We start from the raw sequence: 23,566 nt of genomic DNA, 5'->3' as shown, positions 1-23,566 counted from the left end.
CTCGCTTGCCGCCGAAACCGCAGACGCCGCGGACGGGCCCGTTGTCGAGCCTATCCGCGGCGTCCGATGCCAGGAGGTGAAAGCGCACGCAGTCACCGATCCGATCCTGCTGTCAGCTCGTCGCAACAACCCGATGCCGGGCGAGGACCTCGCGTTCACCGTCGGTGATGGGTCGCGGACGCTCGGTCGCCTGGTCGAACCCGACCAGGACCGCGTCGCCGCGGGCACACACGCCACCGTTGCGGTCGAGCACCGTATGCCTGAGCGTGTAGGAGGTGTTTCCCACATGCAGGGCGATGATCTCGATCGTGAGCGGGCCCGACTCGTCCTTGATGGGTCTCAGGAACTCGACGTCCATTTTCCTCACGGCGATCGCACCCCGCCTCAGTTCACCGGACTGCAGGAACTTGATCCGCCCTTCCTGCATGTACTCGACGACCTTGGTGTTGTTGACATGTCCGAGCCGATCCGAATCCGCCCAGCGGACCTCGATCTGCGCCCGGTAGGGCTCGACCGAGTCGCCGGGCACGGACCGCTCAGTCACGCGTCAGCTTCCGGTGGGTGACCCGGTGCGGACGTGCCGCGTCGGCACCGAGACGCTCGACCTTGTTCGCCTCGTATGCTTCGAAGTTGCCTTCGAACCAGAACCATTTGCCCTCTTCGACGTTCCCTTCCCACGCCAGGATGTGGGTACAGGTGCGGTCGAGGAACCAACGGTCGTGGGAGATCACGACAGCGCAACCCGGGAACTGCTGGAGCGCGTTCTCGAGCGAGCTCAGGGTCTCGACGTCGAGGTCGTTGGTCGGCTCGTCGAGCAGGATCAGGTTGCCTCCCTCTTTGAGGGTCAGCGCCAGGTTCAGGCGGTTGCGCTCACCACCGGAGAGCACCTCGGCCTTCTTCTGCTGGTCCGGCCCCTTGAACCCGAAGGCGGAAACATACGCGCGGGACGGCATCTCGTTCTGGCCGACCTCGATGAAGTCGAGTCCGTCGGAGACCACTTCGAACACCGTCTTCTTCGGGTCGATGTTCGCGCGGGACTGGTCGACGTAGCTGAGCTTGACCGTCTCGCCGACCTTGACGGTGCCGCTGTCGGGCTCTTCGAGGCCGACGATGGTCTTGAACAGCGTGGTCTTTCCGACACCGTTGGGACCGATGACACCGACGATGCCGTTACGCGGCAGCGTGAAAGACAGGTCCTTGATAAGGACGCGGCCGTCGAATCCCTTGTCCAGATGCTCGACCTCGACGACGACATTCCCCAGGCGCGGAGGCGTCGGGATCTGAATTTCCTCGAAGTCCAGTTTGCGGTGCTTCTCGGCTTCGGTCGCCATCTCCTCGTAGCGAGCGAGACGCGCCTTGTTCTTCGTCTGCCGGGCCTTCGCACCGGAGCGGACCCACTCGAGCTCCTCCTTGAGGCGCTTCTGCAGCTTCTGATCCTTCTTGCCCTGGACCTCGAGGCGCTCGGCCTTCTTCTCCAGGTAGGTCGAGTAGTTGCCCTCGTAGGGGTGCAGCTTGCCGCGGTCGACCTCACAGATCCACTGGGCCACGTGATCGAGGAAGTACCGGTCGTGGGTCACGGCCAGGACTGCGCCGGGGTACGTCGCGAGGAACTGCTCGAGCCACAGCACCGACTCGGCGTCGAGGTGGTTGGTGGGCTCATCGAGGAGCAGCAGGTCGGGCTTGCTCAGCAGCAGCTTGCACAGCGCGACACGGCGGCGCTCACCACCTGAAAGATGGGTGACAGGCTCGTCCGGCGGCGGGCAGCGCAGCGCATCCATGGCCTGCTCGAGCTGCGAGTCGATGTCCCATGCGTTGGCGTGGTCGAGCTCCTCCTGCAGCTTGCCCATCTCGTCCATGAGCTCGTCCGAGTAGTCGGTCGCCATGAGCTCGGCGATCTCGTTGAACCGGTCGAGCTTGACCTTGATCTCGCCGAGGCCCTCCTCGACGTTCTGCTTCACCGTCTTCTCCTCGTTGAGCGGGGGCTCCTGCAGCAGGATGCCGACGGTCGCCTCCGGATCGAGGAATGCCTCGCCGTTGCTGGGCTGGTCCAGACCCGCCATGATCTTGAGGATCGACGACTTACCCGCGCCGTTGGGCCCGACGACACCGATCTTCGCGCCCGGGTAGAAGCTCATGGTGACGTCATCGAGGATGACCTTGTCACCGTGCGCCTTGCGCACCTTCTTCATTGTGTATATGAACTCCGCCATGGCGACCAGCGTATCCGTCTCGCGCGCAGATCCCATATCCTGCGGTTCTGCCTGCGCCCCGGCATAGCCGAAGGCGACATTCATGCAGTTCAGCGCACCCGAGATGACATCGGGCCACGAGGCCGTAGGTCAGGGTGCGGTGAACAGGTCCGCGACGAACGGTGTGGTGTCGGGCAGCGACGCAGCCATCGTCTCCGAATGCCCCGTCGGGTAGGTCCGGAACAGCGGTGCTGCACCCCCGGCGGTCAGGTCGGCGGCGAGCTTGAACGACAACGGAGCCGGCACCATCGTGTCGCGTAGCCCCTGGGCGAGGAACATCGGCCGGTCGAATCTCGTGACGGGAACACCGAGGTAGTCGATGAACGCGGCACGGAAGCGGTCGTCGGAGAGCGGTCTCGTCAGCAGGTCGCCGATGCCCACGCCCGCGTAGCGCTCGGTCAACTCGTCGTAGCAGAGGTCCTCGGCCGCGGCGAGCACCTCACGACCGGTATCGGTGAGATAGCTGTCCAGGTTCAGGTCCGGGTCCGCGTCACGGAGCCCGGCGAAGATGTAGGCACTGAACGTGGTGAGGCCGTCGAGACCGAGACCGAGATCGGGGAATCCGGGGAAACCGAGAGGGAAGACCAGTTCAAGATTGGACGGTGCACCGGTGGTCACCGTGCCGAGGAAGTCGAGTTCGGGCGCACGGGTGGTCGCGAGGTGCGCGGTGTGGAGCGCGGCGTGGCCACCCTGCGACTGTCCGACCACGACCCACTCGGCAGACACATTCGGCTCGGCTGTGCGAGCGGCGCGAACGAGGTCGACGATACTGTTCGCGGCGCTCTGTCCGTCCAGATAACGGTGCAGTCCCTCACTCCCCAGCCCGGGGTAATCCGCTGCCACCACCGCGTAGCCCTGCCCCAGCCAGTGGTCGAGGTAAGCAGTGTCGCGGGCACTGCGCGGGTTACGCGATGGGGCACAGGAATCCGACAGTCCCGTCGTGCCATGCGCCCACGCGAGTGTCGGCCACCCACCCTCGGGTGCCTCACCGGGCGGTAAGAACAGCACACCCGTACCGACCGTGTCCGCCCCGGAACGCCATTGCGTCCGGTAGGTGATCTTCCGAATGCTCGAGGCACCGGGCACCGACAGTTCGTCGGCCGGCGATTCCACCGAGACGACGGCACCGGGCGCTTCCTGTGCGTGAGCCGGTGGTGCAGCCACCACGGCGGCGGCGAGTAGAACACACATCACGATGCCGGTGACGGTCGGTGTCACCCGCCGGCGCACAGCAGGTGCGCTCATCCTATTTCGGCTCGACACACCGAGCACAATACGTGCTACACAGGCCGGTTCGTCTGCTTCGGTGAACACGTCCCGATTGAGGCCTCGGGTTGTGGGTAATCAGCGCGTATGACACAGCCGCCTTCCATCACACCTACACCGTCCGAAGATCGGTTGCACCGCACTGATCACCTCCGTGTCGTCGTGGTGGCGGTGAGCTCGGTTGTAGCCGTGGCCGGGTCATTCTTCGGCTCCGGCGCTGTGGCAGGCACACCGGTATCGGAGGCCGCAGGCGGCGCGCTGGGATCCGACGCCACAGCCGTTGCCCCCGGTGGCGCCGCCTTTTCGATCTGGACGCTCATCTATCTCGGGCTTCTCGCGCTCGCCGTGTGGCAGGCACTGCCGGCCCACCACGCCGACTCCCGCCAGAGGACCCTGGGATGGTGGATCGCTGGGTCGATGATTCTCAACGCCGCGTGGATTCTCGCGATCCAGTTCGACCTGCTCTGGGTGAGTGTGGTCGTGATAGCGGTGCTCCTCGCGCTACTCGTTCGCATCTTTCTCGGCCTGAGCCACTCCGAACCCGCGAGCACGTTGGAAGCGGTGGTCGTCGACGGCACCATGTTCCTGTATCTGGGCTGGGTCATGGTTGCGACCGTCGCCAATACGGCGGCCGCCCTGAACTCCGACGGCCTCGATCCGTTCGGATGGGGTGCCGACGCATGGGCCGTCATCGTGCTCGGTGTGGTCGCGGCGGTGTCGGTGCTGGTGGCTTTCGCAGGCCGCGGGCGACTGGCCGTAGCCGCAGCGACAGCGTGGGGCCTGATCTGGATCGCCATCGCCCGAACCGGCGAGGGCGGGCTGGTTTCGACGCCCGCTGCGGTGGCTGCGTCGGTCGCGGCGGCAGTCGCAGTGGTTGCCGCGGTGGCTGTCCGACTCTCGACCCGCAGCCGTCGAGCGGACTGACCGCTATCTGTTCTCCCGGTCCCGTCGCGCCAGTTCGGCGAACATCGCATTGTGCGCGGCCAGATCTGCATCGTCGTCGCGATCGGCGGCGCGGTCCACGCGACGCGCCGTGCGTTCGTCACTGTTCGACCACTGCACCAGGAGCGCGATCATCACGAGTACGAGCGGAATTTCCCCGGCCGACCACGCGATACTGCCACCAACTTTCTGATCCGAGAACAGATCGGCGTTCCACGGCAGGGCCAGCCCGCGATAATAGGGCTCGGCCATGACCGAACCCATGCTCATCAGCGTCACGCCGAAGAACGCGTGGAACGGCAGTGACCCGAACACCATCGCCAGCTTCGTCACGGGCTGCACATCGCGTGGCGCCGGATCGACCCCGATCACTACCCAGTAGAAGAGGTAGCCGCTCAACAAGAAGTGCAGGTTCATCAGCACGTGCGCGGTGTGACTGTCGGCAAACGTGGTGAAGATCCCGCCCAAGTACAGGGCATAGAACCCGCCGACGAACATCACGGAGGCGACGAGCGGGTGGGTGAAGAAACGTGACGGGGGGCTGTGCAGAAACTCGAGGATCCATTCGCGCGGACCGGGAGGCGCACCGCGCCCTGCGGGCTTGAACGCACGCAACGCGAGCGTCATCGCACCGCCGAGTGCAAGCAGCACCGGAGTGAGCATCGACATCGCCATGTGGGCGCCCATATGGACACTGAACATGGCCGGCGAGTACATCCCGACACCGGAACTGGTCGTCACGAGCAGGACGAAGCATCCCGCGAACCACGCGATGGACCGACCGATCGGCCAGGTGTCGCCGCGCTTGCGAAGCGTCCACAGCCCGATCGCGTAACCGGCCGCGAGCACCAGCGCTGCCGTGCCGAAGATCAGATCGAAACGCCATTCACCGAAGAACAGGCTCATGAACGTGGGAGGTTCGCTGAGGTTGTAGCCGAGTTCCACCTCGAGTACCGAGGGTGGTGCCGCGGGCGCGGGCGGGGGCGTGCGTCCGAGTCCCACCGCCAGGCCGACGGTCGCGGCGAGGACGAGGGACTCGACCGCCGCGAACCGCACGAACGCGCCGCGGTTCGTCGGATCGGCTTCGAGGTCGGGTAACGCTCGCCGTCGCTGCGCCCAGCCGAAGATGCCGAGCACGACCAGAGCCACGGTCTTCGCGACCACCAGCCTGCCGTACGTAGTGGTGAACAAATCCTCGAACGGCACCCGCACCGCCGAATTGATCACACCGCTGATCGCCATGACCACGAACGCGATGGACGCCACGAACGAGAATCTCCGGGCAGCCAGGTCGGAGTGGTCACCTCTGCGCCAGGCGTGGGCGAGCACCGCGAACAGCCCGCCTGCCCATACCGACGCAGCCACCAGATGCAATACCAGGCTGTTCGTGGCCATATCGTGGGAGCCGCCGGTGGACGAGTGTCCCGTCAATGCGATCGGCATCAACGTCACGAGCGAGAGCAGCAGCAGATACGGAGTCCACGACCAGCGCAGGGCGAGCCGGATCAGGATCGCAGTGATCAACGCAAGCACCGTGGTCCAGGCCCATGCGAGGGACGTCTCGACCTGGCCGAGCGCCGAGAACAAGTTCTCAGGCCGGATCGCCTCGGCAAGCGGTTGGCCCGAGGTGTCCGACAGTGTCAACGGAACCATCAGCGCGGCTGTGACGGCCCACACCATCGCGGATACGCCAGCGGTCCGCACCGCGCGATATCCGCCGACGTCGAGGACCCCGTTCGCCTGCGGAGGCACGAGGAACGCGGCGAAGAACAACGATCCGATGGTCAGAACCGTCGCGATCTCCGACACCGCACGTACCATCGGCAGGCCGTAGGTGGTGAGCGGACCGGGGTCGGGAATGCCGAGCAGGACCAGCGCCTGCGCTGCCGACAGACCCACGACGATCGCCGCGACGATCGCCGCGACGATGCCGAAAAGGACGAACAGCGCCGAGGTGTTGCTGCGCGCAGAGGTCGGCGCGGGCTGCGGCGCCTCCTGCTCGAGATCCGGTGTTGCCATACCTACCAGGGTAGGACCTCGCTGAACCCGGCTACGACGCCCCGTCGGAGACTCGTGTCACCCGGCGATGCTCACTCACGACGCGATTCCCCGGGGTGACGACACCGTGATCGAAGGCATACACGATGGCGGCGGCGCGGTCGCGGAGATCGAGTTTGACGAAGATGTGGCCCACGTGACTCTTCACCGTCACACCGGCGATACCGAGTTCCTGCGCAATCTCCGCGTTACTGAATCCGCGCCCGATGAGTGCGAGCACATCGACTTCGCGAGCGGTCAGCTCGTCGAGCCCCGGGCTGCCGTTCCCCGTGGGCTGTGCGGCGGTGCGATAGGTGGAGAGCACACGACCGGTCACCGTGGGGTCGAGGAAGCCGTCACCCGACGCGACCCTCCGAACCGCGCGGATGAGATCCTCGGCCGGTGAGTCCTTGAGGATGAAGCCCTCCGCGCCCGCACGCAGGGCGCCGGACAGCAGTTCGTCGTCGTCGAACGTCGTGAGCACGAGCACCGGCGGTGAGGTCTCGAGGTATCGAAGCGCACGGGTCGCCTGGATTCCGTCGACGTTCTTCATTCTGATGTCCATGACGACGACGTCGGGGTTGTGTTCGACCACGGCCGAGGGTACCTCGGCGCCGTCGCCGCACTCGGCGACGATCACGAAGCCGTCCTTGCGACGGAGGATGCGTCGCAGGCCGGACCGTACGAGTTCTTGGTCGTCGACGAGGAGCACCCCGATCTCCGGGGCGGTCACGTCAGCCCCGGGATACGGCGCACGATCGGGCACGAATCTGCCGCGAGCGGGACACGAGCGTGTACAGACCACCCTCCGCCGTCCGGGCCGGCGCGCAGTTGACCGCCGAGCAGCGCCGCGCGCTGCCGCATGCCGCGCAGCCCCGAGCCCACCTCACCGCTCGGGGGCATCGCCGGGGTACGGAGGCCGTTGTGGATCTGCAGAGTCAGCACCTGTGCTCCGATCTCGAGCCGCACGTCCGTCTTCGCGGCGGGGGCATGTTTGACGATGTTGGCCAGCGATTCCTGGCAGATGCGGTAGATGCCGTGGCCGATGGCGCCGGGGGCCCCGTCCACGTCTCCCGACATCTCGAATGTCACGGGAAGACCCGCACGACGGAAGTCGTCGATCAATTCGGGGATGTCCCCGATCGTCGGTTCCGGCCGGGTACCCGAGGGCCCCGCATCGAGAAGACCCACTGTGCGCCGGATGTCGGCCATCGCTTCGCGCCCCAATCTTTCTGCGTCGGTCAGGGCATCGACGGCCTCGTCGATGTCGCGGTCCTGCTCCAGCGCGCGACGAGCAGCCGTCAGATGCAGCAGCGTGACACTCAACGAGTGCGCCACGACGTCGTGGACCTCGCGGGCGATGCGTTGGCGCTCGGAGGTCGCGGCCTGTTCGGCCTGGATCGCTTGCGAGGCGCGCTCCTGGTGCAGAAGGCGCAACTGGGTGAGGAGCAGGCGCCCGACGATCCACCCGAGCACGACGCCGCCGAGGTAGTACAGCACGCCCTCCAGATGACCGGCGAACGCGAACGCCGAGAGCGTTGCTGCGGCCGCGGCCAACGCCCCGACGCTGATCGAGAAGGGCGTCATGGCCGCGATCTCACCGACCATCAACACGAGAACGAGTGGGGCGAAATCGAAGGCCGTGTCCGGTGGCTGCACGAGCAGCAACGAGGTCGCCGCCAGCACCACGAGTCCCATGAGTAGTCGCACGAGCATCGAATCCGGTTCGATCGCGTCACCCAGGATCGGTGCTGTCGCGGCGATCAGCCCGAACAGGAGCACCCACCCCGGCGGCACGATCCCGTCACGCTGCGCCACCGCGATACCGGCGACGACGACCAACCCGATGTGGCCGAACAGCATCACACCGACCGGATAGTCGTAGCCGCTCGACGCAATACGACGACGGAGGTACGCCATCAATTCCACACGATCAGCGTAGGCGGAGAAATCCGCTTCGGCGTCGTTCCCGGAGCGGATTCCTTCTCCACCCACGGTAGGAGAGAAAGACTCGACGGTGGCACGACGAAACAGGGGCCGGATCTCCGTAGCGTTTCCTCGAAAGCAGCGAACGTACCGATTCAGGGGGTTGACGGGGATGTCCTGGGAAACATACAGAGCACGGCAGGCTGTACTCGATGACGTGCTCACCCGAGCACAACGAGATCTCGACGCGTCGCTCCGGTTCGATGAGATCCCCCGCGCGATGGAGCTTTTCGGATCCGGAGACAACGTCCTGCTCACCTTGCAGCGTCATTGGACCACGCACCTCGCCGTCCGCCTCGATCAAGCGCTCGAGGACGGCACATCGCTGGACGCGGCATACGTCCGGCTGGCAGACGATATGCCGATGGTTCGAGCAGTCCTCGACGCAGGCACTCGCATGTCACCGGCGTTGCGAAATGTTCGACGCGGTGAGGTCGCAATGATCGATGCCCACAAGGCAATCGAGCACAACACAACGCGCACACACGGCGTACTCCGCAGACTCTGCGAACGGGCGGCAGCGGTGAAAGCACCGGCGGCACCCATGACCACGGCAAGCCTGTGGGCAGGTAACTACGCGTGGAGGTGAGACCGAGCGCAGCGACGCCTACGACACCGCAATCCGCTCGAACGGCGATGTCCGGAGTCTCGCGAACTGCGCACCGGCGACGACATCGATCGCGTCGTGCAGGGCAGTTAGAGTGTCTGCAGGTAGCAGCGCGTCGCAGTGCGGCAGGGCCGCAGTCATCGACCCTGTTGCCGGGGTGAAATCGCGCAGACCCGCACGCGGGTTGAGCCACACCACCCGGTGCGCGCGGCGACGGATCTGTCTCATCACGTGCGCCAGGTCGTCGGGATCGTCGCTGTCCCACCCATCCGACGCGATCACGACGATCGCGCCGCGCAGCACGTGGCCACGATGTGAGCGGAGGACGGAGGACAGCGATCCCGCGATGCGGGTCCCGCCGAAACGCGTATCGACGCGGTCGTTGAGGGCGTCGATCACCTGCTCGACGGATCGGTTCTTCAACGTCGGTGTCAACCGGGTCGCTGTGGTCGAGAACGCGAAGACCTCGGCGTCGACAGTGCGCACGACGACGCGCATGAGGTGTAGATAGATATCGGCGTAGACGCGCATCGAGCGGCTGACGTCGCAGAACAACACAAGTCTTCTGCGACGCCGCGCAGACCGGGCACGAACGAGCCGTACCGGCTCGTACCCCGTGTGTCGTGACGCCGCGATGGTCGCGCGCAGCTCGAGTCGTCCGCTGTGATGCGATTCGCGGCGGCGTCCGACCCGGGTCGGCCACGTCACCGCAGCGTGCTCGAGCCACGAGGTGATCTCAGCGACGCGAGCGGGGTCGAGGTCGGAAAACCGCTGATCAGCGCGCACGACGAGCGCACTGGGGATCCGGTCTCCGGGCCTGGTACCGTCCCGCGACGGCCTCTCCCCCAAGGCGCCGGTCACAGTGCGAGTCACCCACGGCACATCGCCACCCCCGTCGGCGCGTCCACCGACGATGGACGACGAACTCGTCGGCGGCCGATCGTGCCCGCCCTCGTGGAGTCCCGCACGGCGAGCGTGCGGATCCAGCGGCACGACACCGTGATCGAACACCGCCGCGAACACGGCGTCGAACCTCTCGAGGTTGTCGCGTCGATCCACGAGGGTGAGCCGCGCTGTCCAGTACAGCTGCGAACGAGTACGCGGAGGTTGCAGACGCAGCGCACGCGTGAGAGTCGCGGCACCATCGACCGTGACGGGGATGCCGGATCGGCGAAGCCGATCGGCGAGCCCCACCGCGAATGCCGCCAGATCGATACCCGGGAGGAGAAAAGCGGTCACGGTGCGCCGGCCACCAAGAAGTCGGTGAACGCCTCCACCACGACGTCGCGATCGTCGGGGGTCTTGGCGAGCGCCGCCAACGACACACCGGCGCCGGGACGCGCCAGATCCGAGACACCGAGAGCCGAGAGCGCGGACACCCAGTCGATGGTCTCCGCGATGCCGGGTGCCTTGTCCAGGTCGAGTGCGCGCACGGTCGCAACGAAATCGGTGGCCCGCTCGATCAGCGCTGCACTGGCCTCCGGGACTGTGCGCCGCAGAATCGCGACGGCACGCTCACGGTCCGGATAGTCGATCCAGTGATACAGGCAGCGCCTCCGCAACGCGTCGTGCAGATCGCGACTGCGGTTGGACGTCAGCACCACCACCGGTCGCTGTGCAGCAGTGAGTGTTCCCAGTTCCGGTACGGTGACGGTGAATTCACCGAGGAACTCGAGCAGGAGAGCCTCGAATTCGTCGTCGGCACGGTCGATCTCGTCTACGAGCAGAACAGCCGGAGCGTCACCTCGATGTCTGACGCACTGCAGGATCGGGCGCTCGAGCAAGTATTCCTCGGTGTACAGATCGTCTTCCGTCGGCGTGGTCCCGTGCGCTTCGGCAAGCCGAATCGCAAGCATTTGACGTCGATAGTTCCAGTCGTACAACGCTTCCGAGATCGACAGTCCCTCGTAGCACTGCAATCGGATCAGTGGACTCCCCAGGATCTCTGCGAGCACCTTCGCCGCCGTGGTCTTGCCGACACCGGGTTCCCCCTCGAGAAGCAGCGGCCGGCCAAGTTCGACCGCCAGATACATCGCGCTCGCAGTGCCCTCGTCGAGGAGATGGTCACGAGCATCGAATCGTGCGACGACATCGCCGACGTCGTCGAAGGCCCCAGGTCGGGTCGGGTCGGTCACGCTGCGTGTTCCTTCTGGTAGGCGCGTCGGCAACCGGGGCAGCAGAACCACACGTCGGTGTCTGCGACGACGAGGTGTGGCGTCGAGTCCGTCACCGTCACCGTCATCCCGCACACCGGGTCGACTGAGGTCCGTGTCGCCGAACGAACCGTACGCGGCACCCGGCCGAGTTCGCCGCTACGCACCACCCGCACGATGTCGGTGACGATGGACAGCCCTATCTCCGCGGCGGTGCGCGCCCCGACATCGAGTCCCGCGGGGGTATGGATCCGGGCGCGTTCATCGGAGGTCAGCTCGAGCTCGTCGAGGACGGCGGCACCGCGTGTCCGGCTTGCGACGAGTCCGATGTACCCGGCGCCGACATCGAGCGCGCTGCGGATCACACCTGCTTCGTCGCCGCCGTGCATCGCAAGGATCACGACCGACGCGCCCGGCGGAACGAAGGATTGGTGTATCGCTTCGACCGTGTACCCGACCCGGCGGGCGAAGTCCTCAACCGCCTGCGCCACCGGAGATGTGCCGGACACGGCGACCAGCGTGGGCGGCAGCTGCGGCTCGAGGAAGATCTCCATCGCCCCGCCCGACATGCAGGGGTTGACCGCAATCGTCGCACCCGGCGTCTCGGGAAATCCTTCCGATTCGGCGGGCACTACCCGCAGAAGCAGGCTTTCGCCTCGGTCGAGCACCTGCTGAGCGGCGGCACGCACCGACGACTCGGTGCACTGCCCGCCCACGAATCCTTCGATCGTGCCGTCTAGGAGAACGAGCGCGCAATCGCCGGAGTGCGCCGAGGTCGGTGGCTGCGCCCGCACCACGGTCGCCCGAACGAACGGGAGCCGTTTCTCGTGCAACTGTGTCTCACGGATGCTCAGATCCATGCCCGCTTCTCCTCTCGCTCCCGGACGGTTCATCAGATCGGGGGTGCCGCCCGCCCCTGCATCGCTTCCCACACCCGCGACGGGGTCAGGGGCATGTCTGCGTGCCTGATCCCGAGCGGCTTCAACGCATCCAGCACCGCGTTGACGATGGCGGGCGGCGAACCGACCGTCGCGGATTCACCGATTCCCTTCGCACCGATCGGATGGTGCGGCGACGGGGTGACGGTGTGCCCGGTCTCCAGTGCCGGGACCTCGAGCGCAGTGGGGATCAGATAGTCCATGAACGAGCCACCGAGGCACGTGCCGTTCTCGTCGAACGCGATCATCTCCATGAGGGCCATTCCGATGCCGTCGACGATGCCGCCGTGCACCTGGCCCTCGATGATCATCGGGTTGATCCGGGTGCCGCAGTCGTCGACCGCGAGGAATCGACGGACCGTCACCTCGGCCGTGCCGGGATCGATGTCGACGACGCAGAAGTATGCACCGTATGGATAGGTGAGATTCTCCGGGTTGTAACAGATCTGGGCTTCGAGACCACCCTCGAGCCCTTCGGGGAGATCGCCGGCACCGTGCGCACGCATCGCGATGTCCTGGATCGTCACGGCCGCGGACGGGTCACCCTTGACGTGGAACGAGCCTTTCTCCCACTCCAGGTCGGCGACGGAAACCTCGAGCATGCCCGATGCGATGATCTTCGCCTTGTCTCGTACCTTGCGGGCGACGAGGGCGGCGGCCGCACCCGATACCGGGGTGGATCGGCTTCCGTAGGTGCCGAGACCGAACGGGGTGTTGTCGGTGTCTCCGTGAACGACATCGATGTCCTCGGGAGGGATGCCGATCTCCTCAGCGACGATCTGCGCGAAGGTGGTCTCGTGTCCCTGCCCCTGGCTCTGTACCGACAGCCGCACCACTGCTTTACCGGTGGGGTGGACACGCAGTTCGCAGCCGTCGGCCATGCCTAGTCCGAGGATGTCCATGTCCTTGCGGGGGCCGGCGCCGACTGCTTCGGTGAAGAACGCCATGCCGATACCCATGAGTTCGCCGCGGGAACGCCGCTCTGCCTGTTCGCGCCGCAGGTCCTCGTAGCCGATCATGTCCATGGCCTTGCGCATCGTTGTCTCGTAGTCGCCCGAGTCGTACTTCCAGCCGGTCTTGCTGGTGTACGGGAACTGGTCGGGCCGCAGCAGGTTCTTCAGCCGTAGCTCCGCCGGATCCATCCCGAGGTCGAATGCGAGGCAGTCGACGAGTCGTTCGACGAAGTACACGGCCTCAGTGATCCGGAACGAACACGCGTACGCGACCCCGCCGGGCGCCTTGTTCGTGTAGACGGCCGTCATGTGGCAGTAGGCCGCGTCGATGTCGTAGCTTCCGGTGAACACGCCGAAGAACCCGGCCGGATACTTCACTGGCGCGGCGGTGGCATTGAAGGCGCCGTGATCAGCGAGGACCCGCGAACGGATCGCAAGGATCCTGCCTTCCTCGGTCGCCGCGATCTCGCCGACCATGATGTAGTCACGCGCGAAGCCCGTACTCATCAGGTTCTCGCTGCGATCCTCCATCCACTTGACGGGCTTGCCCAGGATCAGTGATGCGACGATCGCACCCACGTAACCGGGGTAGATCGGCACCTTGTTGCCGAAACCACCGCCGATGTCGGGTGAGATCACCTGAATCTTGTGTTCGGGCAGGCCGGCGACCAGCGCATACAGCGTGCGATGGGCATGCGGTGCCTGGGATGTCGACCAGAGCGTCAGCTTTCCGGTGACCCGGTTGTAGTCGGCTACGGCACCGCAGGTCTCCATCGGCGCAGGATGCACTCGCGGGTAGACGATCTCCTGACGGGTGATGACGTCGGCTCGCGCGAACACCGCATCGGTCGCTGCAGCATCGCCGGCTTCCCAGTCGAAGCAGTGGTTGTCGGTCTTGCCGTCGAGGTCGTCCCGGATGACGGGCACATCGGGCGAGAGAGCAGTGCGGACATCGACGACCGGATCGAGGATGTCGTAGTCGACATCGATGAGCTCGAGCGCATCGCGGGCCGAGTAGCGGTCCTCGGCGACGACGAACGCAACTTCCTGTCCGTGGAACCGCACCTTGTCGGTGGCGAGGACCGCCTGGACGTCGTTCGACAGGGTCGGCATCCACGCCAGGCCCTTCTCTGCGAGGTCGGCGCCGGTGATGACAGCCTTGACCAACGGATGCGCCAATGCCGCGGCAGTGTCGATCCCGGTGATCCGGGCATGCGCGACCGGAGAGCGCAACACCGCGAGATGCAGCATGCCCGGCAGCTGGACATCGTCGACGTAGTGTCCCTGGCCCCGGATGAACCGGGGGTCCTCCTTGCGGAGCATGCGGCCGTGCCCGCAGGGCTTGTGGTCGTTGTCCTCTGTCACCGGGGCTTCGAAGCCGGGATCGACGGTGGTCATGAGGTGGCCCCCGCGTTCTGTGACGAGTGAGCATCCTGGGCTGTGTGCTCGGCCGCCCATCGCACCGAGCGCACGATCGTGGTGTAGCCGGTGCACCGGCAGATCTGTCCGGAGATCGCCTTGCGGATCGTGGCTTCGTCCGGGTCGGGGTCGCGGTCGAGCAACGCACGGGCAGTGATCATCATGCCCGGCGTGCAGAAGCCGCATTGGAGTCCATGACACTGCATGAATCCCTCCTGCACCGGGTCGAGAATTCCGTCCTGCTCGAGGCCTTCGACAGTCCCGACCTCGTGGCCGGAAGCCATCACAGCGAGCGTCGTGCACGACTTGACGGGCTCACCGTCCACAGCAACGACACACGTCCCGCAATTGCTGGTGTCACAGCCCCAGTGGGTTCCGGTCAGCCCCAGATGGTCGCGGAGGAAATGCACGAGCAGCGTGCGTGGTTCGACGTCGGCCTCGACGTCTTCACCATTGACGGTCATCGAGATTCTCATCGACGTCGATTCCCTTCGAACAAGTCGAGTCGTTCGGCCGCACGGCGCAGTGTCCGTACGGTCAGCTCCGAGGCGAGGTGCCGCTTGTATTCGGCGGTGCCACGCTGGTCGGATTCCGGCGAGCAGGCAGACGATGCAAGTGCTCCGGCGTCACGGAAAAGCTCTTCCGCCGGGGCCCTGCCGCGAAGCAGATCTCCGATCGCAGCGAGGGCGTCGTCATCGGCGCGGACTGCCGTGAGTCCGATGCGGACGTCGGAGAACACGCCATCGGCCATCCACACCGCAGCGCCGACCGCAGCGACGGCCCAGTCGCCTGCGCGACGCTCCACCTTCGCGTAGGCGCTCGAGCAGGGCCCCTTACGTGGCAAGCGGATCTCGACGAGAAGCTCGTTCGGAGCCACCGCTGTTTCATATGGGCCGAGATGGAACTCTGCGAACGGCAACTCACGCACTCCCGACGGGCCGCGGAGGACACACCTGGCGTCGGACACCGAGCACACCGTGGACAGATCCTCGGCAGGGTCGGCCTGACACAGCGAGCCGCCGATCGTGCCGCGGTTGCGCACCACCGGATCGGCGATGACCTTCTCGGCGTCCCGGAAGATCGGGAAGACCTCGGCAAGGTCGTCGGACTCGAGCAGCGTGCGATGACGGGTGAGCGCGCCGATCCGGACCACGTCGGGCTCGATCTCCACATAATCGAGCTCGCCGCCGAGATCGTTGATGTCGATCAGATGCTGTGGATCGGCGAGCCTGAGCTTCATCATCGGCAGGAGGCTGTGCCCGCCCGCGATGACTCGGGACTCCTCACCCAACCGGTCCAGCAGCGCTATCGCGTGCTCGACGCCGGTAGCGCGCTCGTAGTCGAATGGGCCCGGAACCTGCATGTTTCACTCCCCACTGGTGTGAACCCCGCCACATCGAACATGCGATGTGTACGCCATCTCCCCCGTGATGCCCAGGGTAGCGCCGACGTGGCATTTCAGAGCCGAAATCGGACTTTTACGACTCACTTTCGTGCAGTCCCGACGAAGAACCAGAACGGCCACTCCCCGAGAGCGTCCGAAGCCACCGACCGAGCCGGGACAGAGATCGGGACTCACCCTGATGTGCTCACACACGACTGCGAATACCGTAGAAGCAGTAACCTCCGTGACCCGACAGGAGTATCACCGCCCCCCATGGACGTGATCAACGAATTCATCATCGGCCAGGCAGCAGCCCTGTGGGTCTATCCACTCTTGTTCTTCGTCTGCATCATCGACGGTTTCTTCCCTCCGGTGCCGAGCGAGACCATCCTGGTCACCCTCGCGTCACTCTCGGGTTCCACGGGCAAGCCCTATTTGTGGGCGGTCATTCCTCTCGCAGCACTGGGCGCAATCGTCGGCGACAACATCGCTTACACGATCGGACGGAAGGTCGGCACCGAGAGGTTCGGGTGGATGCGCAAACCCAGAGCCCGAGCAGCGTTCGCCTGGGCACGCAAGGGCCTCGACAAGCGCGGCGCCGCGATCATCATCACGGCTCGGTACGTCCCGATCGGCCGGATCGCGGTGAACATGACCGCAGGCGCGACGCGCTACCCACGCAAGAAATTCGTGCCGCTGACCATCATCGGAGGAATCACCTGGGCGGTGTACTCGTCGATGATGGGTCGACTCGTGGGCGGCTTCTTCCACGAGCAACCGCTCCTCGGCGCGGCGGTCTCGATCTGCGTCGCGGTACTGCTCGGCATCGGGGTCGACCACGTGATGCAAAGGCTGCAGAGCAGCAAGGCAGATGCGAGCGACGACGACGCGGCGCCGTTTCACGACGCCAGCGAGACCGGCGACGTCGGGGATTCCGGAGAACCGGGACCCACCCGCACCCTGTAGTCGACCCTGCCTGCACCCGACACCGCGGCCCCGTTAAGATTCTGGCCGCGCCCCCGTAGCTCAGCTGGATAGAGCAAGAGCCTTCTAATCTCTAGGTCGCAGGTTCGAGTCCTGCCGGGGGCACCCACATCGCAAGCACCCCGACCAGGCCGGATTCGCCCGGACGGGCAAGACACCCTGGATCGCGCCGTACGCACTGGTCACGGCCATGCATCACTTCGAAGTATCCGGACGTTCATCGGGCGCGCCGGTAGACTCCTACGTGCTGCTCGAGCACCCGCCGCGATCGAGAACATGCGCCCCATGCGCCTCACCGACGCTCATTTCCACGATCCTCGACAGCTGTGTTCCTTCTCGCACAAGCAGACCGGATTACCAGACAGTATTGATCGGCCCCTATAGTTCACGACGTAAATACGGTGTAACAGTCTTCTCACAGTCAGGTAGGTGGGCGTGTCGACCTCGGACCGCATCGAAGAGATCTACGAACAGGTCAAGGCCCGTAACGCGGGTGAACCCGAGTTCCATCAGGCTGCGGCCGAGGTGTTCGAGTCTCTGCACGTCGTACTGGAACGGCACCCGTCCTACTTCGATTCCGGGCTCATCGAGCGTCTCTGCGAACCTGAGCGCCAGATCATCTTCCGCGTGCCGTGGATCGACGACGACGGCCAGGTGCACGTCAACCGCGGCTTCCGCGTGCAGTACAACAGCGTGCTCGGTCCCTACAAGGGCGGACTGCGCTTCCACCCGAGCGTCAACCTCGGCATCGTCAAGTTCCTCGGCTTCGAGCAGATCTTCAAGAACGCGCTCACCGGCCTGCCCATCGGCGGCGGCAAGGGCGGCTCGGACTTCGATCCCAAGGGTCGCTCCGAGCAGGAGATCATGCGCTTCTGCCAGTCGTTCATGACCGAGCTGCACCGCCACATCGGTGAGTACACCGACGTTCCCGCAGGCGATATCGGCGTCGGTGGCCGCGAGATCGGCTACCTGTTCGGTCAGTACAAGCGTCTGACGAACTCGTACGAATCGGGTGTCCTCACCGGCAAGGGCCTCACCTGGGGCGGATCACAGGTCCGCAAGGAAGCCACCGGCTACGGCGTCGCGTACTTCGTGGCCGAGATGGCCAAGGCGCGTGGCTACTCGCTCGAGGGGTCGACCGCTGTGGTGTCGGGCTCGGGCAACGTCGCGATCTACGCGATCGAGAAGATCCATCAGCTCGGCGGCAAGGTCGTCGCGTGCTCGGACTCGTCCGGTTACATCTACGACAAGAACGGCATCGACTGTGCGCTGCTGAGGGAGATCAAGGAAGTTCGTCGCGGTCGTATCTGCGAGTACGCGGACGAGCGCACCGACGCCGAGTTCTTCGCCGATGGCAACATCTGGACCGTGCCGTGCGATGTCGCACTCCCCTGTGCCACCCAGAACGAACTCGACGAGGATGCCGCCAAGACCCTCGTCAAGAACGGTGTCAAGGTTGTCGCCGAGGGCGCGAACATGCCGACCACGCCGGGTGGTATCTCCGTGTTCCGTGAGGCGGGTGTCCGCTTCGCTCCTGGCAAGGCAGCCAACGCAGGTGGCGTCGCCACCTCCGCGCTGGAAATGCAGCAGAACGCATCGCGCGATTCGTGGCACTTCGACTACACCGATGAGCGTCTCGCAGGCATCATGGCCGACATCCACGGTCGTTGCATCGAGACCGCCGCCGAGTACGGCAAGCCGGGCGACTACGTGCACGGCGCCAACATCGCCGGCTTCGTGAAGGTGGCCGACGCGATGTTCGCGCTCGGCGTCATCTGACGAAGATCGCAGACCTGATGTAGAGCTCGCAGCCCTGGTGGTCGTCCACCAGGGCTGCGAGTTCTCGGTTCGTCCTGCTTATTTCTCGTCGAGGTTCTCGTCCTTGCCGAAGACCTCGTCGCTGCGGTGATCACTGCGCGCCTTCCGCGAGGCTTCGCGCATCTCGATCCCTTCGGTGATCAGGTCACCTATTTCACGGGTCACGTCGCGGACCGCGCCTGCGATGATGCTTGCGATCGCCCCGACATGTGTCGCCGTCGATTCGGTGACCTCCTGGATCACGTCCTTGTTTCGCTCGAACTTTCCAACCATGCCGGATCCCCTCACGCGTTGTCCCGCGCGAGAGTACCCGCAGTCTCGACACCGCGCGCGGAACTGGGCACCCGATCGAGGAACACCGTCGTCCCCGGCTCCGGCGACACCAGCGAAGGCGGAAGAGCGAACCGGAAGATCTTCCTCCAGACGGACGAGACCTGCGCAAACAGACCGCCGGTGTTGTAGGGCAATCCGTGCTTCTCGCAGAGCGCCTGTACCTGCGGTGCCAGTTCCGGATACCGGTGCGCGGGCAGATCCGGGAACAGGTGGTGTTCGATCTGATGTGACAGGTTGCCCGACATGATGTGGAACAGCGGGGTGCCGCTGATGTTCGCGCTGCCCAGCATCTGACGGACGTACCACTCGCCGCGTGTCTCGTTCGCGGTCTCTTCTGTCGAGAAGGACTGCACTCCCGACGGGAAGTGGCCGCAGAAGATGATCGAGAAGGTCCACAGGTTGCGGACCAGGTTGGCGGTCGCGTTCCCGACCAGTGTCGGAACGAACATCGGGCCGCTCAACAACGGAAACGCGATGTAGTCCTTGACCACCTGACGCCGCACCTTGCGCCACCAGCCCTTCGCCAGCGGAATCACGTCGCGCCAGTTCCGCTCACGCGAGACTATTCGCTCCACCTCCGCGTCGTGGAGCATCACGCCCCATTCGAACAACAGCATCAAAGCTGTTGCATACACGGGGTTTCCGAGATAGTACGGATGCCACTTCTGCGCGGGGTCCATCCGAAGGATGCCGTATCCGATGTCCCGGTCCCTCCCCACGATGTTGGTGTAGGTGTGATGCATGTAGTTGTGCGAGTGCCGCCACTGGTCCGACGGACAGACCGTGTCCCATTCGAAGGTGCGGGAGTTCAGCGACGGCTCGCGCATCCAGTCGTACTGGCCGTGCATCACGTTGTGGCCGATCTCCATGTTGTCGAGAATCTTCGACACGCTGAGCGCGGCAACACCTGCCACCCACGCCGGAGGAAAGAAGCCGAGGAACAACAGTCCGCGACCGGTCACCTCGAACCCTCTCTGGGCCTTGATGATCCGGTAGATGTAGTCGCGATCCTCGGTGCCGAGCGAAGCCACAGTACGCTCCCGGAGCGCATCCAGTTCGCGTCCGATCTCGTCGATCTGATCGCGACTGAGCACGATTGGTTCCGCGACGGCGGGTTCCGCACGACTGCGCGACAGAAACGGCAGGAACGGGATCGTCGGAAGAGTCAAGCCGAACATGCTGTCCTCCAATGTTTTCGGTTCTGAATGAAGTGTCGTCTGCGTTCGACGGTGGTTTACGTCAGAGCTCGACGGTGACGTTGCCGATCGGCGCGCTGACGCAGATCTGGATGCGCGCACCCGGTTCGGAGTCGGTTTCGCCCGTCCTGATATCGCGCGTACATCCGGACGACCGGATCGCGGTGCAGGTGTGACAAATTCCCATGCGGCAGCCGTGTTCTGGCGTGAGTCCCGCATTCTCGGCCTGCTCCAGAACGGTCGCACCACTGTTCGCAGCGACGATTCCGGATTCGGCGAACGACACCGACCCCGACACATCGTCCGGGTCGACGACGTATGCGGGCGGCATGAATTCCTCGGTGTGCAACAGCTCCGAGGAGCCGGTTTCGGCGTACAGCTCGCGTACGCGCTCGACCAATCCGGACGGCCCGCATACGTAGGTAGGGGTGTCGGCGAACCACGGTGCGACCGCATCGAGGTGCGCGCGTTCGAACCGACCGCGCAGGTGCCCGCCCTCACCACGAGTGTGGACCAACACGACCTCGACGTTGGGGAGCGAGGACAGCGCATCGAGTTCTGCGCGGCGGGGGACGTGCCCCGAACTACGCGCGTAGTGCACGAACGTGACCGCGGTCGCGCCGCTTTCGGAAGCAAGCGATCCCAGCATCGACAACACGGGGGTGATACCGGACCCACCGCTGATCATCAGCAGACGCAGGGGCCGCGGCTCCGGGAGCACGAAGTTCCCCGCGCCGTCACCGACTTCGACGACATCTCCCACCCGCGCATGTTCCGCGAGATGACCCGATACGAGCCCACCGGGCCGCGTACCGACGGTGAACACCACGTCGCGCGACCCGGGCATGATCGCAGGTGAGAACGTACGCACGTGCCGCACCCCATCTATCACCACCGCGAGCTGGACGTGCTGCCCCGGAACGAACCGGCAGGGTCGTGCTGGGCGTACTGTCAGCGTCGTCGATCCGTGCACACTTGTATCGATATGTGTGATCCTCGCCCGATTCGACGCGGTCGCGAGTAGCGGGTCGGCAAGTTCCAGATAGCGGTCGAGGTGGTGCGGTGAGGACAGTGCACCAAGCGCTCCGAACAGGAGTTTTCTGGCTTTTCCCCCGACTGGGGCACGGCTCGGCACTTGGGTCGAAGTCATGGTGTCCACCCTTCCTGATCCGGAGGCGCTATTTCAGTGCACATTCGTACACTGAACCCAGTGTGCCAGGAGCGGGCCGAACGCTGTCAACCCTGCTGTGACGGCGGTAACACCCCACGAGGGGGCGACACGACCGCGCAACACACCGCCTGCCTACACTCGGGACCGTGCCCGTAGCCCCCACTCCTGAACCGACCAGCCGGGCCGAACGCAAGGAGCGCACCCGCCAGGCGATCCTCGACGCCGCACTCGAGCTGTCCTCGGACCGCAGTTTCGCGAGCGTGAGCCTGCGCGAGGTCGCCCGATCGGTCGGCATCGTGCCCACGGCGTTCTATCGCCACTTCGCGTCGATGGAGGAGCTCGGTGTCGCACTCGCCGACGACACGATGCGGTTGCTGCGCTCCGTCCTGCGCGACGCGCGTCGTAATCCGGGTCCTTCCAACGCTCAGGCGTCGCTGGCCGCACTACTCGGGCAGGTTCGCGACCACGAACTCGCCTTCCGATTCCTCGCGCGCGAACGTCATGGTGGTCACCCGGAAGTGGCGCGGGCCTTCACGGTCGAACTGCGCCTGCTCACCCGCGAACTCGCAGTCGACCTCGCTCGTATCCCTCAACTCGCCGGATGGGGATCCGACGATCTCGAGATGGCCGCCGACCTGCTCGTCACCTCCATGTTCGAAGTCGCGTTGGACCTGCTCGCCGTCACTCCAGGGCGCGCCGCCGAAGCGGAGGTCCTCACCCGCGCAGAGAAGCAGATGCGCCTGATCATGCTCGGAATGGCTGCGTGGAATCCGCTACACGGCTGACTTCGGGACGTACCGTTGAAGGGTGCCTGAAACAGCAGCATCCGAGTCAGCAGGGTTCGCGTCTGCTGCCGTCACACTCGGTGATCTGACCTTCGACGTCCGGGTCGCGGGCCCGGCGGACGGACCTCCCATCCTGTTGTTGCACGGATTTCCCCAGACCTCGCGCTGCTGGAATGCGGTGGCCGCGGGGCTCGCCGGCGACGGTATGCGGGTGCTGCTGCCCGATCAGCGCGGCTACTCTCCCGGCGCCCGCCCGAGCGGGGTAACTGCGTACACGATCGACCACCTGAGCGCTGATGCCCTCGGAATTCTCGATGCATTCGACATCGACGACGCGCACATCGTCGGACACGATTGGGGTTCATCGGTCGCATGGCATGTAGCTGCACACCACCCCGAACGGGTGCGAACACTGACCGCGCTGTCGATTCCGCACCTGGCTGCGTTCGGTATGGCATTGCGTGGAAACGACGACCAGAAAGCACGTTCGACGTATTTCTCCCTGTTCCGTGAAGCAGGCAAGGCCGAAGACGTCCTGCTTGCGGACGACGCACACCGACTCCGCGCTCTGTACGGTCACGCCGTGCCGTCGGACGCGGTCGCCGAGTACGTGCGCGCACTCCGTGAACCGGGCGCGCTCACCGCTGCCCTCAACTGGTACCGGGCGATGACCGCCGACACCGGGCGTCTCCCGCCGGTGAAGATACCGACCACCTACATCTGGAGCACCGATGATGCTGCGGTCGGCCGGTTCGCCGCGGAACTCTGCGGCGACTTCGTCGATGCCGACTACACCTTCGAGGCGCTCGACGGCGTTTCTCACTGGATCCCGGACGAGGCTCCCGGTGCCGTCACGACCGCCATCGGCACACGGGTGAGGCAAGGTCGATGAAACGCGGTGCGCTGTTGCTGGTCGTGTTGATCGCAGCCGCGGTGGCGGCGTTCTTCATGGTGTGGGAGCAACCGAAGGATCCGCAACAGCACGCCCTCGACGACAGCGCGTTCGTGTTGGACGGGCACTCCACGACCTGCACCGCATTGTTCGGCAATCCCTGCGACTACGAAACCCAGCTCGAATTCAACCGTCGCGGCACGGACCTCGACACGTTCGTGCACTCGACCGACCTCGGCCCGTGGGGCAACTCCCTGCCTTTCGCGGACGCGGCCGAGCTCGTTCTGCAAGCCTGCGTGTACTCGCGCACAGCGGGAAAGACGGTCCTCGAGTTCATCGAGCTGGGGCAGCGCGATCACCCTGACGCCGGACCGGTCGAGCTCTCGCCGTTCTGGAACAAAGCACGTCAGGAGTTATGTGCCACACCGTGGCAGTAGTTCCTCGGCCATGTTC

At 65.2% G+C, this 23,566-nt stretch carries 22 protein-coding genes and 1 tRNA gene; 8 read left to right on the top strand and 15 right to left on the bottom strand.

The window, feature by feature from the left end:
- Positions 1–112: 112 nt before the first annotated feature.
- The 3 genes from ACSYG9_RS20340 to ACSYG9_RS20330 all read right to left on the bottom strand — a co-directional run bounded on the left by ACSYG9_RS20340 (position 113) and on the right by ACSYG9_RS20330 (position 3,440).
- Positions 113–544, bottom strand: coding sequence for a thioesterase family protein (locus ACSYG9_RS20340; protein ID WP_440124205.1), 432 nt, complete (start codon positions 542–544; stop codon positions 113–115).
- On the bottom strand, positions 537–2,210 hold the full coding sequence (gene ettA, locus ACSYG9_RS20335) for an energy-dependent translational throttle protein EttA (protein WP_440124204.1): 1,674 nt from the start codon (positions 2,208–2,210) through the stop codon (positions 537–539). The genes ACSYG9_RS20340 and ettA overlap by 8 nt, the downstream gene beginning before the upstream one ends.
- A gap of 129 nt (positions 2,211–2,339) precedes the next feature.
- Entirely contained in the window at positions 2,340–3,440 is a 1,101-nt protein-coding gene (locus ACSYG9_RS20330; RefSeq protein WP_440127738.1) for a lipase family protein, read from the bottom strand.
- A 162-nt stretch (positions 3,441–3,602) separates the two neighbouring features.
- Here ACSYG9_RS20330 and ACSYG9_RS20325 point away from each other — a divergent pair, with 162 nt between their 5' ends.
- Positions 3,603–4,439 carry a tryptophan-rich sensory protein gene (locus ACSYG9_RS20325; protein WP_440124203.1) on the top strand — a complete coding sequence of 279 codons (837 nt, stop codon included), beginning with the start codon at positions 3,603–3,605 and terminating at the stop codon, positions 4,437–4,439.
- A 3-nt stretch (positions 4,440–4,442) separates the two neighbouring features.
- Here ACSYG9_RS20325 and ACSYG9_RS20320 read toward each other — a convergent pair whose 3' ends face one another.
- From ACSYG9_RS20320 to ACSYG9_RS20310, 3 genes are read right to left on the bottom strand one after another with little or no spacing between them, the layout of a single operon-like run.
- Entirely contained in the window at positions 4,443–6,476 is a 2,034-nt protein-coding gene (locus tag ACSYG9_RS20320) for a cytochrome c oxidase assembly protein (RefSeq protein ID WP_440124202.1), read from the bottom strand.
- 31 nt (positions 6,477–6,507) lie between these two features.
- Complete coding sequence (locus ACSYG9_RS20315; protein ID WP_440124201.1) at positions 6,508–7,227, bottom strand: response regulator; 720 nt, start codon at positions 7,225–7,227, stop codon at positions 6,508–6,510.
- Positions 7,224–8,489, bottom strand: a complete 1,266-nt coding sequence (locus ACSYG9_RS20310; RefSeq protein ID WP_440124200.1) for a histidine kinase — start codon at positions 8,487–8,489, stop codon at positions 7,224–7,226. Before ACSYG9_RS20310 ends, ACSYG9_RS20315 begins: the two co-directional genes overlap by 4 nt.
- 103 nt (positions 8,490–8,592) lie before the next feature.
- On the opposite strand from ACSYG9_RS20310, the gene ACSYG9_RS20305 reads away from it, so the two are divergent.
- Positions 8,593–9,069 carry a hypothetical protein gene (locus ACSYG9_RS20305; RefSeq protein ID WP_440124199.1) on the top strand — a complete coding sequence of 159 codons (477 nt, stop codon included), beginning with the start codon at positions 8,593–8,595 and terminating at the stop codon, positions 9,067–9,069.
- Between the two features lie 18 nt (positions 9,070–9,087).
- On the opposite strand, the gene ACSYG9_RS20300 is transcribed toward ACSYG9_RS20305, so the two are convergent.
- From ACSYG9_RS20300 to ACSYG9_RS20275, 6 genes are read right to left on the bottom strand one after another with little or no spacing between them, the layout of a single operon-like run.
- The gene (locus ACSYG9_RS20300) at positions 9,088–10,326 is read right to left on the bottom strand and encodes a VWA domain-containing protein (protein ID WP_440124198.1); all 1,239 of its coding nucleotides are present in this window, start codon (positions 10,324–10,326) and stop codon (positions 9,088–9,090) included.
- Positions 10,323–11,222: an AAA family ATPase gene (locus ACSYG9_RS20295; RefSeq protein WP_440124197.1), complete on the bottom strand. Its 900-nt coding sequence runs from the start codon at positions 11,220–11,222 to the stop codon at positions 10,323–10,325. Before ACSYG9_RS20295 ends, ACSYG9_RS20300 begins: the two co-directional genes overlap by 4 nt.
- The gene (locus tag ACSYG9_RS20290) at positions 11,219–12,100 is read right to left on the bottom strand and encodes an XdhC family protein (RefSeq protein WP_440124196.1); all 882 of its coding nucleotides are present in this window, start codon (positions 12,098–12,100) and stop codon (positions 11,219–11,221) included. The genes ACSYG9_RS20295 and ACSYG9_RS20290 overlap by 4 nt, the downstream gene beginning before the upstream one ends.
- Before the next feature lie 32 nt (positions 12,101–12,132).
- Entirely contained in the window at positions 12,133–14,529 is a 2,397-nt protein-coding gene (locus ACSYG9_RS20285; protein ID WP_440124195.1) for an aerobic carbon-monoxide dehydrogenase large subunit, read from the bottom strand.
- Entirely contained in the window at positions 14,526–15,026 is a 501-nt protein-coding gene (locus ACSYG9_RS20280; protein WP_440124194.1) for a 2Fe-2S iron-sulfur cluster-binding protein, read from the bottom strand. Before ACSYG9_RS20280 ends, ACSYG9_RS20285 begins: the two co-directional genes overlap by 4 nt.
- Positions 15,023–15,913, bottom strand: coding sequence for an FAD binding domain-containing protein (locus ACSYG9_RS20275; RefSeq protein ID WP_440124193.1), 891 nt, complete (start codon positions 15,911–15,913; stop codon positions 15,023–15,025). The genes ACSYG9_RS20280 and ACSYG9_RS20275 overlap by 4 nt, the downstream gene beginning before the upstream one ends.
- A 294-nt stretch (positions 15,914–16,207) precedes the next feature.
- Between ACSYG9_RS20275 and ACSYG9_RS20270 the strand changes: the two genes are divergently transcribed.
- From ACSYG9_RS20270 to gdhA, 3 genes are all read left to right on the top strand, one after another.
- On the top strand, positions 16,208–16,900 hold the full coding sequence (locus ACSYG9_RS20270; protein WP_440124192.1) for a VTT domain-containing protein: 693 nt from the start codon (positions 16,208–16,210) through the stop codon (positions 16,898–16,900).
- A gap of 49 nt (positions 16,901–16,949) precedes the next feature.
- Positions 16,950–17,023 (top strand) — tRNA-Arg (locus tag ACSYG9_RS20265).
- Positions 17,024–17,353: 330 nt separating this feature from the next.
- Positions 17,354–18,697, top strand: coding sequence for an NADP-specific glutamate dehydrogenase (gdhA, locus tag ACSYG9_RS20260; protein WP_440127737.1), 1,344 nt, complete (start codon positions 17,354–17,356; stop codon positions 18,695–18,697).
- A gap of 78 nt (positions 18,698–18,775) precedes the next feature.
- Here gdhA and ACSYG9_RS20255 read toward each other — a convergent pair whose 3' ends face one another.
- From ACSYG9_RS20255 to ACSYG9_RS20245, 3 genes are all read right to left on the bottom strand, one after another.
- Positions 18,776–19,009: a hypothetical protein gene (locus tag ACSYG9_RS20255; RefSeq protein ID WP_440124191.1), complete on the bottom strand. Its 234-nt coding sequence runs from the start codon at positions 19,007–19,009 to the stop codon at positions 18,776–18,778.
- An 11-nt stretch (positions 19,010–19,020) separates the two neighbouring features.
- Positions 19,021–20,247 carry a fatty acid desaturase gene (locus tag ACSYG9_RS20250; RefSeq protein WP_440124190.1) on the bottom strand — a complete coding sequence of 409 codons (1,227 nt, stop codon included), beginning with the start codon at positions 20,245–20,247 and terminating at the stop codon, positions 19,021–19,023.
- A 61-nt stretch (positions 20,248–20,308) separates the two neighbouring features.
- Entirely contained in the window at positions 20,309–21,415 is a 1,107-nt protein-coding gene (locus ACSYG9_RS20245; protein WP_440124189.1) for an FAD-binding oxidoreductase, read from the bottom strand.
- A gap of 167 nt (positions 21,416–21,582) precedes the next feature.
- On the opposite strand from ACSYG9_RS20245, the gene ACSYG9_RS20240 reads away from it, so the two are divergent.
- From ACSYG9_RS20240 to ACSYG9_RS20230, 3 genes are read left to right on the top strand one after another with little or no spacing between them, the layout of a single operon-like run.
- On the top strand, positions 21,583–22,221 hold the full coding sequence (locus ACSYG9_RS20240) for a TetR family transcriptional regulator (protein WP_440124188.1): 639 nt from the start codon (positions 21,583–21,585) through the stop codon (positions 22,219–22,221).
- A 22-nt stretch (positions 22,222–22,243) separates the two neighbouring features.
- Positions 22,244–23,113 carry an alpha/beta fold hydrolase gene (locus ACSYG9_RS20235; RefSeq protein ID WP_440124187.1) on the top strand — a complete coding sequence of 290 codons (870 nt, stop codon included), beginning with the start codon at positions 22,244–22,246 and terminating at the stop codon, positions 23,111–23,113.
- Complete coding sequence (locus ACSYG9_RS20230; RefSeq protein ID WP_454839731.1) at positions 23,110–23,550, top strand: hypothetical protein; 441 nt, start codon at positions 23,110–23,112, stop codon at positions 23,548–23,550. Before ACSYG9_RS20235 ends, ACSYG9_RS20230 begins: the two co-directional genes overlap by 4 nt.
- Positions 23,551–23,566: the final 16 nt, after the last annotated feature.

The organism is Rhodococcus sp. SJ-2 (assembly GCF_053750035.1).
The sequence above is the reverse complement of the archived record's forward strand: the minus strand, read 5'-3'. Positions and strand labels throughout refer to the sequence as shown.